We start from the raw sequence: 13,274 nt of genomic DNA on the forward strand, positions 1-13,274 counted from the left end.
ATCAAGCCACCCGCTCGTTACGCTCATCAAAGCAGAGTAAGTCCGTGGGGTCCCAACTGATCGTGACGATGTCACCGCCCTCAAGTTCGACTCCCCGGTTAATATGACGTTCTACAAATATTTCTTCATTGCCAATGTCGATGTAATTTCGCACTGTCGATCCACGATAAAGTGTCGTCGTAACTTCGCCTCGAAAACTCGAGGCGTCCCCAGTACCGTCCGATCGAATTGCGTCGGTACTAGCGTCACTGTGCCGCTCAATATCGAGGAATTCAGGCCGGAGAGAGACTGGGACGTTGGTCCCCTCTGTGAGATTTTCTGGAGACTGCACAGGAATTGTGAGGTGTTTACCTGACGCAGTCGTAGCTACGGCTGAATCAGAGGTAACCTGTTGGACAGTGGTAGAGATCATATTTGTATCGCCAAGGAACTCCTCAACAAATTGGTTGTCGGGATTGGCGTACACATCTCGTGGCGTTCCGACCTGCACAAGTTCGCCGTTGTTCATAATACTGATTCGATCAGCCAAGGTGAACGCCTCATCTTGATCGTGAGTCACATAAATCATAGTCGTTTCCAGCTCCTCGTGAATGCGTTTCAATTCAATTTGCATCTCCTCTTTCAGGCGTTTATCAAGATTAGACAGTGGTTCATCAAGCAAGAGAGTGGAGGGGTTCATTGAAAGCGAACGCGCGAGAGCCACGCGCTGTTGCTGACCACCGCTGAGGTCGGTTGGTGCCTTCGATTTAAAATTGCTCATCTGTACCATATCAAGATACTTCTCGGCCCGTTCGATCCGTTCGCTCTTTTCGACTCCCTGCATTTTCGGACCGAACGCGACATTCTCGAGGACACTCTTATGCGGGAACAACGCCCAACTTTGAAACACCATTGACGTGTTTCGCTCGTAGGCTCTAGTGTTAGTCACCTCTTGATCACCAAGGTAGATTGATCCATCAGTCGGATGTTCAAGTCCCCCAAGCATACGCAAGGTTGTCGACTTGCCACATCCACTTGGACCTAACAGACACCATAATTCCCCATCATTCACTGACAGCGAAACGTCGTCAACAGCGACGATGTCACCGAACCGCTTTGTCAAGCCCTCTGTTTTGAGCGATGACATCGTCAGTTTAGATGGCTGAAATTGCTGCAACTACTCGTCCATACTACCCGTCCTTTCGTGTGACGTCGCAACATAGCAAACAAATTCACACGGTCCCTCATAATTGTACCGGAGGCAACAAGCCAGAGTGGTCCTGATCGCCTGATGGCGTAGCGATTCAAGGCGTTAAACCACCAAATCAGCAATGGGTTCTGATGAATATGACCGCTCGCGACTCTTCGCACGCACGGTTCTTGTTACACACATATCAATACTAGATCTCCCATCTACCCGAAAACTAATGAATCGCCGCTGATCAAGGTTTGATCGGAGCCTGTGTGTTGTTGAAACGTACCATCGCACAGGAACCAGAATATACGAGGCTACTATGAGTTCAGATACGACAGCATACATCGCGGGGGTCTTCGAACACCCAACAAGAGAGGCTCCAGAGAAATCGATTCCGCAACTGCACGCAGAAGCGGCTGCCGGCGCTCTTGACGATGCTGGCTTGGCTGCTGACGACGTCGACGGATACCTCACTGCAGGTGAGAACTATCAGGTCGGTCGGTACCCACCACTGGCGATGGCCGACTACCTAGGACTTGACGTCTCATATTTCGATTCAACAGATGACGGAGGGTCAGCATACGTCAACCACGTTGGTGAGGCAGCCAGTGCTATTGCTGACGGTAAGTGTGATGTTGCGCTCGTCACGCTCGCTGGTCGAATGCGGACTGACGAACGCGATCACCCAGAGCAAGAGGCAATGATTATGCAAGAGAACTTTGAGGATATTTACGGCGCCGAAACATTGCCGCAATATGCACTGGCTGCGCGCCGGCATATGCACGAGTATGGCACCACCCCAGAGCAGCTTGCTGAAATTCGGGTAGCAGCATCACAGCACGCACAGCATAATGAGCACGCGATGTACCAAGACCCGGTGACAATCGAAGAGGTGATTGAATCACGGACTGTTAGTGATCCACTTCATCTATTAGATTGCTGTGTCGTATCCGATGGTGCCGGCGCATTTGTCGTCGTCTCTGATTCCGTCCGGGAGCAACTTGATCGAGAGTGTGTTGAAATACTTGGACACGCCGTCGCTGTTGATCACCACAATGCTGGACGTATTGACCTTACTGAGACTGCTGCCAGAAAGTCCGGTCCCAGAGCGTTTGACTTGGCAGATGTCAAACCCAGTGACATCGATTACGTGTCGATCTATGATTCATTCACTATTACCGTCCTCCAGACGCTGGAGGATCTCGGATTTTGTGAGAAAGGCAACGGTGGTGAGTTCGTCGAAGGAGGGACCCTACAAGCACCACACGGGGAACTCCCGTTCAACACCGACGGTGGGGGGCTGTGTTCAAACCACCCTGACCGCGGGGGGATGACGAAGGTAATTGAAGCTGTTCGACAACTACGAGGTGAGGCAAACGGTCCAGTACAGATTCCTGATGCCGAGGTTGCCCTTGCGCACGGAACAGGTGGTTACCTAGGTACGAGACACGCTGGGTCAACCGCAATACTAGGGAGGGTTGAACAATGAGTTGGGAGCCGCGGCCGACACCAGCAGTGGATCCTGAGACGGAGCCGTACTGGAAAGCAGCTGCAGAAGGTCGACTTCTCCTCCGCCGGTGTAATGACTGTGATCTCTCGTTTTATTACCCACGTGCGCGGTGTCCGGACTGCCTGGGTAATAATGTCAAATGGCTGGAGGCGACAGGCACTGGTGAAGTGTACGCTTACACATCAACGACGCTTGTCTCTGAGTGGCCAGAAGATGCACTACCACTTGTACTTGCCTACGTTGAGCTTGACGAGGGGCCCCGAATCCTCACAGCATTGCAAGAGTGTTCCTCAGATACGATTGAGATCGGCACGAGTGTAGAAGTGACATTCATCCCGACTGCAGACGACAGCGTATCAATCCCGGTCTTCAGACCAATTGATCGTTGAACACTCCACCGAGCGAGGTTTTCACACTGACTTTTCTGTTACCGAACGGTCGTGTTTAGTTACTTGACTTCGCACCTTATGCTGATGTAGCGCGTAGAGAGACGTGAAGATCGGATGCTCCCACTCACGTCGTTTCTATCTTGTACCGCTCCAATCGACGAGTTAGAGTGCTTTTCAACCCGGCAGAAGTACCATGCCAAGACCTACGTCACCGGTCTTGTTGCGGCCAGCAACAAGACCGTGGACGGTATCTCCACGCACGTACTTCCAGCCAAGAGCGAACGCGCTCTCAATAAGTTCCTCACCGAGTACGACTGGGATGAAGATCAACTGAACAAAGAGCGTCTGGAGCTTCTTCAGCAAGCCGACGACACTCGTTGGTCCAGTGAAGGTGTCGTCATCATCGACGACACCTTCACGCACAAAACAGGCGAGAAAATCCCCAACGTAGGGAAATTCTACGACCACACTGTTCCCGGCTACATCTGGGGACAGAACCTCATCTACGCACTCTACGCCGACGAGAAAACCACCTATCCGCTTGGCTTCCGCCTCTACGAGAAAGACGCCAAACGACGTGTCGAACTCGCCATCGATCTTGTTGATGACCTCATCGAGATAGGTGTCCCGGCGGACACCTATCTCTTCGACATAAGCTATTGTTCCGAGGAGTTCGTGACTCACCTCGAAGGCTACGGCAAAGAGTGGGTTTCTGCCGTCAAGAGTGACGCGCGTGTCACGTATGGTGGTGAACGGATCCGTGTCGACGCGCTGGCCAAGCGCGTCGACACGGTTCCTCGGACGATTGACGGCGACACCTACCACATCTGGACACAGAAGCGTGAGGTTGGCCGCCTCGGTGAAGTGAAGCTGCTGATCACGAAGAAAGAACCCACCGAGCAAGACGACGAGGACGACGAACCGAGCGTGAAGTACATCGTGTCGAACAAAATCGACGCGCCCGCGAGCCATCTCATCGAGTTGTACGCGATGAGATGGCGCATCGAGACGTTCTTCAGAGACACCAAGCAGGACCTCGGTTTTGGTGACTGCGAGCTCCGGCATGCCGCAGGTGCCAGTCGGCACTGGCACCTGCTGATGCTGGCCTACAGCCTCCTTAAGCTGGGTGCTGCACACAGCGCTCTTGGAACGATTCTCGGTCATGCAGCGTCGCTACGTGCCGATATCAAACGATCCTTCCGCGAAGGCGTCGAGAACCTCATCTCCTGGGCACTGAATAGCCCGAACCGAAGCACCGACGAGCTAATGCAAGAAATCGAGGGTATCTTCGTCTAACGTGCGAAGTCAAGTAGTTAAGGATGAAGGGTGAGGCGGGAGAATTTCTTGCTGGTCTATGGCAGAAATCGCCCGCCTCAACGGATGTACAGACTGGATTGATTTGGATTTTGTGGAGCGACAGCGGACACCCGAGCGTGCGATGAAGCTCGGTATTCAGCTGCAGTTAGCGGGGTTGTCGCTGTCGAATACCGTCTCAATACTCGAAGAGTTGGGTGTCGAACGATCTCGCAAAGCGATTCACGATTGGGTGCAAAAGGCCGATCTACAGCCCGCAGACGGACGAAGCCCGAATCACGTTGCGCTCGACGAAACCGTGATTCGAATCAATGACCAGCAATTCTGGCTGTACGCTGCCGCCGATCCCGACACAAATGACCTGCTGCATCTGCGACTCTTTGCAACGACAACGACCGCATTAACCGAGATCTTTCTGCGAGAACTCCGCCAGAAACACGATGTCGAATCCGCCGTATTTCTCATCGATGGCGCTCAGCACCTCCAAACTGCACTGGCCAGATCTGGGCTCCGATTTCAAGCTGAACGGACTGGAAATCGGAACACTATCGAGCGAATTTTCCGAGAATTCAAACGCCGAACATCCTCGTTCTCAAACTGTTTTAGCCACGTTGAGCCGCAAACTGCTGAAAATTGGCTCCAAGCGTTTGCTGCTTGGCTCAATGCTCCAAACTAAACACCACCTACCGAACAGAGCAAGCAGCTTAGTAACCGAGTCGACTGTGACCGGATAGACGACTTACACTGAAGCCAGGCCGTGGGGAGCCATCAATTCTGTACGTTCGGGATGCTTGGCTTCGATGTCCGCTTCGTTTCATAGCCGTCAGTGAGATTTTCCCACGAGTCGGCGATCTGTTCTGGCGTCCACCCACCTGTTTTCGTATCCGCTGGAACTTCCTTGATAATTTTACGTTCGCGGTCGGGGTCAGAGATGAACGAGAGTTCACCAGACCCAAGTCCGACCGTACACCCTGTGATGTCTGTCGCTTCCTCACTCGCTAAGAAAGCAGGTAGCGGAGCGACAAGCTGTGGTCCGTGCGTTTCATCAGTCATCCCGTCGGGTTGATATTCTTCAGGAATAGACTTGTACATTCGTGTGTAGGCCTCTGGCCAAAGGCTGTTCACTCGGACATTATATCGTTCAAGTTCTTGCGCGCAGTTTCGTGTGAGGCCAAGAACACCTGCCTTCGCAGCCGCATAATTAGGTTGTCCAGCCCACCCAATCGCCGCCGAGCTAGATACACCGAGGAATGACCGTTGTCGCTCAAATTCCTCTTCTTCGTACCGGGCTTTCCAGTGCTGGGAGGCATTCCGAAGCAGAGAGAAATGCCCCTTCAGATGGACGTCAATGACTGCATCCCACTCCTCCTCAGTCATATTGAAGATCATTCGATCGCGAAGAATCCCAGCAAAGTTTGTAATGCTGTGTACAGCACCATATTCCTCGACTGTGTCGGCGATGAGTTGGTCGGTGTACTCTAGGTCTGTGATATCTCCATAGTGAACCATCGCCTCTCCACCTTCCTCAGTGATTTCATCAACCGTCTGCTGTGCTGGTTGCTCATCTTCACCCTCTCCGGAGAGATCAGCACCGAGGTCGTTTACAACGACGGATGCACCCTCATCGGCCATCAGTTTCGCAGTTTCTTTTCCGAGGCCGCGGCCTGCTCCTGCCACAATACAGACTGTGTCTTCTAACATTCCGTGTATTGCATACTGGCCACAGTGAATAAATTTTTCCCACGGTGCTGCATCAAACCTCGGTGCATACCTCACTCACCAAATTTAATACCGAACTGCAACGGTTTCGGAACTAATTCGTCACGTTCTAACTTACCGTTTTGATTTCGAGGTAACTCATCGACGATGCGGAAAATGTCCGGAACCTTGTATTCTGCCAGATGTTCTTCACAGGCTGTCCGGAGTTGATCCTCGGTTACGCGCTGTTGCTCCCTTGGAGCGACGACTGCAATGACCCGCTCCCCGAGGACGTCATCAGGAAATGAAGTAACCCCAGCTTCACGGACGGCCCCCACGGAGAGCAATGCGTCCTCCACCTCCACAGGGTAGATATTTTCGCCTCCACGGATCATCATATCCCCCTTGCGTCCTCGGAGTCTGATGAAACCGGATTCATCAATGACGCCTATGTCGCCAGTGTAGTGCCATCCATCACGGAACTCTTCGTCAGTTCCATCGGGTGGATTTAGGTACCGCTCAGCAACAAATGGACCATACATCGCCAATTCACCAATTTCACCGGGAGGCAGGCGATTCCGGTTTTCGTCGACCACGGAGAATTTCATTGTAGGTGTTGGCATACCTACAACTTCTGGGTTATCATCGATGTATGAATCTGGAATCATCGCAGCAATGCCGGCGAAGTTTTCAGTCTTACCATATGAGTGATACAATTCAATATTCGGGAAAACCTCGCGTATTTTCGGAACAGCTTCACTCGGCATAGGAGCACCGCCGTAGGCGAACTTTTTGAACGACGAAGTGTCGTATTTCGAGCCTGTCACCTTTTCAGCGGCTAACACAAGATGGGTTGGCACCCCCATACAGTAATTGACATCCTCTGATTCAACAGATTGGAGGAATCGATCTGGATCATACTCCCGCATAATCACTGCGGTTCCGTTAACAGCAATTGCTGTCAGGAGCCCACAAACGAGCCCCGTTACATGGAACAGTGGCGACGGAACGAGAATACTGATGTTCTCTTCCAAGTTGTGAACACGAGCGTTATTCAGTGCGGCATTGACACCATTGAAGTTGTCAATGGGGACTGCCTTAGGCTGTCCAGTAGTACCTGACGTGTACATAACGGTCAGGAGGTCTTCAGAGGTGACGTTCGCAGGGCGGGCGGTTCTGGTCTCACTTTGTAGTAACTCCTCGTAGGAACTCTTCGGGTCAGTCCCGCCTACAGTGTATGTTTGGTCACTCGGTGGCTCATAATTAGAACCAGCAAGTTTCTGAACGTATGCACTGCCAACAATGACCAGATCCGGGTTTGTCTCTGCAAGCAGAGCCTGTATCTCTTCTGGAGAATGGCGAGTGTTCAACGGACTAATGACAGCCCCAATCTTGGCAGCAGCAAGTATGGATTCAACAAATTCGACTCGGCTGTCGAGGATCAAGGCAATTCGGTCACCTACTGATATCCCTTGAGACAAAAATCCCTCCACAAGTTGATCTACACGGTTAGCAACTTCACGGTATGTGCGACTGACACCAGATTCGGGGAAAACAGCGAATTCTGACCCAGGAGATTCCTTGACGGCTGCAGCAAATAACTCGAACAAGAGGTCGGGACGGTCCTCGTATACACGAACATTCCGTCCCCTGTGATTTGTCTGTGTTATCTGTGGAAAGGAATTCAATCGATGCTGTACGACATTGTCTTCCCAAATTATTGTATCGTTGGTGAGTTCGACCATTGTTTAGACCCCATTTACGCAACGTGCGTGACAATGATTAACCGAACCTCATTAAAAAGATATCGCTGATCTGCGTCGCTAATTGATCCCTCACAACAATGTTTGTAAACAACAAACACTGTTTCAGAACGCTAATTGTAGAGGTTAGATCAAATAGCGCTATTGAGGAACACTCCTGTTTTTAATTATAGTGTTGATGAAGGAAAACAGCCAAAGCGAGTGAACACAGAACATATAATTATGAAGCAAGATCTGCACAGATATTAGACATTTATTTGGGATTCAGAGAATACCTTGGCTTAATCTCATCAAAACTTGCCGTCCTACCAGTAGACTGTCGGCATAAACAAACAACCTGTCTTCGGGTACAGCAGCTCTTGGCCACAATAAATTGGACAAACAATCGGAGGCATACGAGGAAATTCGACCCACTCGCAATCCTCCGTCTATGCGCATATGCGAATACTCTTCGATTACATTAGAGTGAGTAAAGGAGTAAATAACAGATGTACGACTGTTACGGTAGTATTTATTGATTGATAGTCACTTTACGGTAAGAGATTCTGCGAGAATGCTCCTTAACGACAACAGGAACAAGCAGACTTCAAGAATATATGTACGCATATTATTCGTAGATTCAGGACAGCACTGGGTCTCGTCGGATTTCAATATCACTTCCAAGGAGATGACACAGAGCCACGTAATTCTACTTCGTTGATCAGCCCCCGGACAAGGCTGGGGAGTTCATTACGAAAGTACTCATCATCCAATCGGTTCTTTGGACCTCCAATAGTAATTGAACCGACCGTCTCCCCATCAAGAGTTACAGGCGCACCAACAGCTCTGTACCCACTAATCGCTTCTTCATCATTAAACGCTACACCTATTTCACGCACTTCTTTTATTTCTTCCATCAGATCGTCTCTGGTTGTTATTGTTTGGTCAGTATATGCTGGCATCCCATGTGATTCAATTATGTCTGAAATCTTATCATAACTATATCCTGATAAAATTGCTTTCCCTCCTGCGTGGGCGTGCATATATTCTCTATTGCCGATCCGACCACGGAATTTGTCATTCAGAGTTCTTTCACCAATAACAATATCTAGAGTAACCAGTTTTCCGTTGTTTTCGCTAGTTATCCATCCAATCTCTCCGGTCTTATCAACTAGGTCCTGTAATGACGGCCGGGAAACTTCAAGCATTGGGTGGTTATTACGAGCATACATACCGTGATCTAGATATTTCAGTCCAATGTGGTATTTTTGATCACGTTTGATAACGTATCCTTCGTCAAGTAGCGTCATAAGATACTGATAAGCTGTACTTCTTCCGATATCAAGATGTTCGGCGATCTCACTGGCACCTGCCCCATCGAGTTCCTGGAGTTTTTGTACGATTTGATGTGCCGTGTCAAGTGAGGCTATTTTTCGAGGAGAATTGCTTGTCATACACACACACGTATATACTCGTCAAATAAAATTTGTCCGGTGAATTCACCGTCGGTGGCGCGGAGGTCCCCCTCAACGAGCGAAGCGGCCAAAACGGATACTTCGCACGGGCCACCGTAGACTGGCCCCGAACTCGGGGACGAGGACACGTCGCTGCACCGCAAACGTGCCCGTCCGAGTCCACCGAGAGTTAAACTCGGGTGAGACGACCACCCCGTTTCTGGGATGTCCGTCCCGCACACGTCTTCGAAGGCAGTGCGGAGTAGCGAGACTGAGACGAACACTCTCGCCCGTAAACTGACGACGTATATCGACGCTATGCCCAGCACGGGGACGGACGGAAAGTGTAGAGGTCCACGGACAGCCCGTCCTCAAGGAGTTGCTGTAGGCGGCGAGTAGACGGGATAGTTACATATCTCAATATTCGTTTGGCCCGGGATTCCGATGTATTTTCAGCCCAAGTAAGTTCGTGACCATTGACATCCTACTAGAGCTTCGAGACGGTAAACACAACGTCGCGGTAAACCTCGCATAGGAGATTGTGTAAACCGGTTGTACCCCAACTCGCGAATCTCATCGCTAGATCAAAAAAGGCCAGACCTGCGGACAATTCTAGGTTATACGAAATCACAGAGGAAGGTTGGATGAGATTACTACCGACGCCGGATAAGAGTAATGTAGCTGGTCCAGCTGCGAACTGTTTCAAATTGGTACTGCAAATTAGTTATCGATGAGTGGAAGGCGAATGCAGATGCGCGTCCCGTGTGGTGAGGCAGTGTCCGCGGACAGTCGGCCACTCGATTCAGCAACAATCCACTTCGAGAGCCAGAGCCCGAGCCCACCGGAATGCTCAAGCGGCGTTTCATAGCCCTGTTCCAAGACTGCGACTTCGCTGTCGGGTATCCCGGGGCCGTTATCAACGATCTCGATCTCGACATATTCCGCGCCAGGGTCCTCAGGCACTGAAGCGGAGACCCAGAGCTGGGGCGTTTCTTTATCGTTGTGTATAACTGCATTCTCAAGGAGGTTCTGCAGCGCATATTCAAGCAATGGATGTGCCGAGACTCGAAGTTCGTCCGGGAACGACGTTTCCACGTCGACATTGGAATAATCAGACGTGAGTTCGACGAGTTGTTTGTCCACAAGCGCGGCTACATCGACGGTTTGTAAGTTCCGTGAATTCTCCTTTGAGAGTTGTTCAAGCATTCGAGCGCGATCGCCAAGAGAGACCAACTCCATCGCGTGTTCCTGGATACGTTTGATCTCATCTCGATGCTCCGTCGCCTCCTCAAGCAGTTCGGCGTGCCCGTAAACAATATTGGCCTGATTCCTGATGTCGTGACGGAGGATACGGTTGAGAACAGTCAGCCATTCGTTCAATCGTGCCGCACGCTGTTCGGCACGTCGACGACGGATATCGTAGACACCAACGACGAATCCTGTGAGACTACCTCCAGAAATCGCATTCAAGATGATGAACAGCTGGGTATCTACGAGCAGGCCCCTCGCCTGTAGATACAAATGGACAAACCCCGTTCCGACCGCTAACAGCACTCCTCCAGCTACACACCAGAGTGCGACTCGCAGAATAGCTGTTTCATCGACTCCTTTTTGCCACAGAAGGAACCCACCCACTAGTAAACCGAGCGAACAGACTAGTGGGATCACGAGTCCGAGAAGCGTTACCCACACGTTCTCAGCTTGGTGGAGGCTATTGAGGAGTCGGAGGCTCAATAGTGTGCTACCGAGTATGAAAATGAGACTATAACCACTTAATGTCCGCCAAGAGGGCGTTCGTGTACTGGAGGCTGCAGCGGGCATATGCAGAAGTGTTAGTATAAGACCACGACCTCAGTATATATCTATCTATCAACCGATTCTGGTTACGGGAGACGTTGAGTGGAGGTATCTCAAAGAACTACCGAGGTCCATTGTTCATTCTTGTGTCCGTGGGTCCTCCATACACAATCTGGCCGCACTCGATGCCATCGGACCGCCGACATTCGTTGAGACGTCATCGTAGTTTTGAGCGCGGCGGCGAACGGTTTCAACTCGTCACATTAGTCGCCAAATCGACTGTTTCAGATCTCTCTTAGATTCATAGCTGTCTCGTCAATCGGTACCGCCACGCAAAGACATTGTCAGCAGTCTAGTGGTTGGTAGAATTTGAGATCCCGAAAATGTGGTGGACCCGCGATGGCGTACTTGATATAGCACTATCCAATTTATTGCAGAATTACCACCCAGACCGTGAAATGTTGCTTATTGCAAGTGTGTGGACGACACACTCGCATTAGCAAAAATATAAAGTAGATAGAAGAAAGACGCTATCGCATCAGAATGCCAGCGCTAAAATCACCCCCAAAGAGAGGAACCAACCTTCTGTGGTGTGAGAGCCGTGTCTGAGCAAATAAATTGGAGTCAGATGTCCGAGCAAGAGCTTGCAGAGTTCTACTGGACTGAGATCGCCCCTGATCTCCGCCGCCAATTAGAACACGATCCTGATGTCGTACCCTCCTATCAGCAATTGACAGAGCTGGGCTACTCAGGGATTTCCTACGCACTACGTGAGCATCACGATCGGACGCTCAACGAATTTTGTACTGAGGTACTTCACCTCAAGTCGGACACAGACACCACAGAAACGTGGGAAGGCGCAGCAGAAGCGACTGTTGACGCAGCCGAAAGCTACCTCAAGAGTCTCCAGACCAGGGGCCGGATGGCCGATAGCACGGTTGAAACACGTCGGCACCGCCTCAAGAAATACGTCCGCGTGTATCAGCGCCTCCACGGTCGCGAGGACTTACTCGAAGCAGTAGCTGACCCCAGTGAACGCGTTGGCGAAATCGAACGCGCGCTTGCTGTGTTGGACGTTTTCGATGCAGACCTCGGCACTGATCGCAGCAAACTGGAGTACCTTCGCGTCGCTCAGGACTGGTATAACTTCTTAATGCGCCGTGGCCGAGCGCAGTATAACCCACTAGAGGGAGCCACCGAAGAATTCGGCTGGGAACGAGAAGAACCAGACAATGCAGCGTTGACAGCTGAACAGGTACACGCAATTTACCAGGTCGCGGATACAGCCGAAGAGCAACTCATCACAATCGCACTTGCCGGCTGGGGACTACGCCCCAGTGAAGTCGCTGAGTTACATACTTCCCAAATCAATCTCGAAGCCAATGACCCCCACCTCAACTTTGATGACAGCCGAAAGAACGGCCCTGGGACAGTCGCACTACTCGTTGGTGTTGAGGCCCTAACCAGCCGTATCGACGAGCTCACACAGCGGGAGGGATGGAATGGCTATCTCTTTCCATCTAATCGCTCTACATCAGGACACATCCACGTGGACACAGTACGCCGGCGATTCAAACGTCTCGCAGCTGACGCTAATGTTTCTGTTCACGGCCAACTCCCCAAAGCGAAGATGGGCCGACGCTTCTGGTATGCAAGCTATCAGAGCGCGGTCTCCGAACTGTTAGGCCAACTCGAGGATATCGCCGACGAACAGGGATCAGCGTCTGCAGCGGTCGTCCGGGAAAACTACCTTTCGGAGTCCCATCGGCGTCAGCATCGGCGCCAAGCAATGCGAGAATCTCTTGCTTCTGTGTTTGATGTTGCTAACGGAGGCCTAGAGTGACGTGTCGCAGCCAGCAGACCTGCCACCTAGTGCCCAACACGTATACCAAGCACTTGATGAGAGCGGCCCCTTAACCCTACAGAGGGTGTCATAGAACTCTTGTCACACCGTGATGATCGTGCTTCCCGGATTGTCTCCGCGTTCGTAGTTGGTGATTGCGACGACGAGACGAAGGCACAGAGCGAGGAACACCTGCGCTCGTGCGTGAACGCGGCCTCGGGCGTGCTAGTACTCAGGATAATTTCTGGAGATCAAGGAACTCTGCGACCCAGTTTTTCGCAAAGCTCACGCGGTTAGTCAGCTGCTCGAAAACATCACTCAAGAGAGTGCGGAACTCCTCCGCACTCTCGACA

At 51.3% G+C, this 13,274-nt stretch carries 10 protein-coding genes and 1 pseudogene; 5 read left to right on the top strand and 6 right to left on the bottom strand.

Translation table 11 applies throughout. The annotated features are described in order from the left end of the window. Position 1: 1 nt before the first annotated feature. Positions 2-1,126, bottom strand: coding sequence for an ABC transporter ATP-binding protein (locus D3D02_RS16110; RefSeq protein ID WP_121570997.1), 1,125 nt, complete (start codon positions 1,124-1,126; stop codon positions 2-4). A 367-nt stretch (positions 1,127-1,493) separates the two neighbouring features. On the opposite strand from D3D02_RS16110, the gene D3D02_RS16115 reads away from it, so the two are divergent. The 4 genes from D3D02_RS16115 (at position 1,494) to D3D02_RS16130 (ending at position 5,063) form a co-directional block, all read left to right on the top strand. Further along, positions 1,494-2,663: a thiolase domain-containing protein gene (locus D3D02_RS16115; RefSeq protein WP_121570998.1), complete on the top strand. Its 1,170-nt coding sequence runs from the start codon at positions 1,494-1,496 to the stop codon at positions 2,661-2,663. 26 nt (positions 2,664-2,689) lie between these two features. Beyond that, a complete protein-coding gene (locus D3D02_RS16120) occupies positions 2,690-3,073 on the top strand; it encodes a Zn-ribbon domain-containing OB-fold protein (RefSeq protein WP_199723134.1) in 384 nt (127 codons plus the stop codon). A 114-nt stretch (positions 3,074-3,187) separates the two neighbouring features. Beyond that, positions 3,188-4,369 (top strand): IS701 family transposase, encoded by a 1,182-nt coding sequence (locus tag D3D02_RS16125; protein WP_121571000.1) that lies wholly within the window; start codon positions 3,188-3,190, stop codon positions 4,367-4,369. 58 nt (positions 4,370-4,427) lie between these two features. Further along, positions 4,428-5,063, top strand: coding sequence for an IS6 family transposase (locus D3D02_RS16130; RefSeq protein ID WP_121571001.1), 636 nt, complete (start codon positions 4,428-4,430; stop codon positions 5,061-5,063). 92 nt (positions 5,064-5,155) lie between these two features. Here the strand turns inward: D3D02_RS16130 and D3D02_RS16135 are convergent, their stop codons facing one another. The 4 genes from D3D02_RS16135 to D3D02_RS16150 all read right to left on the bottom strand — a co-directional run bounded on the left by D3D02_RS16135 (position 5,156) and on the right by D3D02_RS16150 (position 11,015). After that, positions 5,156-6,088, bottom strand: coding sequence for an SDR family NAD(P)-dependent oxidoreductase (locus tag D3D02_RS16135; protein WP_121571002.1), 933 nt, complete (start codon positions 6,086-6,088; stop codon positions 5,156-5,158). A 71-nt stretch (positions 6,089-6,159) separates the two neighbouring features. Further along, on the bottom strand, positions 6,160-7,830 hold the full coding sequence (locus tag D3D02_RS16140; protein ID WP_121571003.1) for a class I adenylate-forming enzyme family protein: 1,671 nt from the start codon (positions 7,828-7,830) through the stop codon (positions 6,160-6,162). 671 nt (positions 7,831-8,501) lie between these two features. Next, positions 8,502-9,281, bottom strand: coding sequence for an IclR family transcriptional regulator (locus D3D02_RS16145; protein WP_121571004.1), 780 nt, complete (start codon positions 9,279-9,281; stop codon positions 8,502-8,504). Between the two features lie 720 nt (positions 9,282-10,001). Further along, positions 10,002-11,015, bottom strand: a complete 1,014-nt coding sequence (locus D3D02_RS16150) for a sensor histidine kinase KdpD (RefSeq protein WP_158599394.1) — start codon at positions 11,013-11,015, stop codon at positions 10,002-10,004. Between the two features lie 691 nt (positions 11,016-11,706). Between D3D02_RS16150 and D3D02_RS16155 the strand changes: the two genes are divergently transcribed. Next, complete coding sequence (locus tag D3D02_RS16155) at positions 11,707-12,921, top strand: tyrosine-type recombinase/integrase (RefSeq protein ID WP_121571010.1); 1,215 nt, start codon at positions 11,707-11,709, stop codon at positions 12,919-12,921. A 102-nt stretch (positions 12,922-13,023) separates the two neighbouring features. On the opposite strand, the pseudogene D3D02_RS16160 reads toward D3D02_RS16155, so the two are convergent. Continuing rightward, positions 13,024-13,146: pseudogene (locus D3D02_RS16160) on the bottom strand (IS5/IS1182 family transposase); the annotation flags it as partial. Between the last annotated feature and the right edge of the window lie 128 nt (positions 13,147-13,274).

Source organism: Halobellus sp. Atlit-38R, from assembly GCF_003665925.1.
Taxonomy (GTDB): domain Archaea; phylum Halobacteriota; class Halobacteria; order Halobacteriales; family Haloferacaceae; genus Haloquadratum; species Haloquadratum inordinatus.

Bases quoted from the DNA above. Each gene is read 5' to 3' on its own strand.
- D3D02_RS16130 (WP_121571001.1), top strand. From the start codon at position 4,428: ATGGCAGAAATCGCCCGCCTCAACGGATGTACAGACTGGATTGATTTG.
- D3D02_RS16155 (WP_121571010.1), top strand. From the start codon at position 11,707: ATGTCCGAGCAAGAGCTTGCAGAGTTCTACTGGACTGAGATCGCCCCT.
- D3D02_RS16145 (WP_121571004.1), bottom strand. From the start codon at position 9,281: ATGACAAGCAATTCTCCTCGAAAAATAGCCTCACTTGACACGGCACAT.
- D3D02_RS16125 (WP_121571000.1), top strand. From the start codon at position 3,188: ATGCTCCCACTCACGTCGTTTCTATCTTGTACCGCTCCAATCGACGAG.
- D3D02_RS16140 (WP_121571003.1), bottom strand. From the start codon at position 7,830: ATGGTCGAACTCACCAACGATACAATAATTTGGGAAGACAATGTCGTA.
- D3D02_RS16135 (WP_121571002.1), bottom strand. From the start codon at position 6,088: ATGTTAGAAGACACAGTCTGTATTGTGGCAGGAGCAGGCCGCGGCCTC.
- D3D02_RS16110 (WP_121570997.1), bottom strand. From the start codon at position 1,126: ATGTCATCGCTCAAAACAGAGGGCTTGACAAAGCGGTTCGGTGACATC.
- D3D02_RS16115 (WP_121570998.1), top strand. From the start codon at position 1,494: ATGAGTTCAGATACGACAGCATACATCGCGGGGGTCTTCGAACACCCA.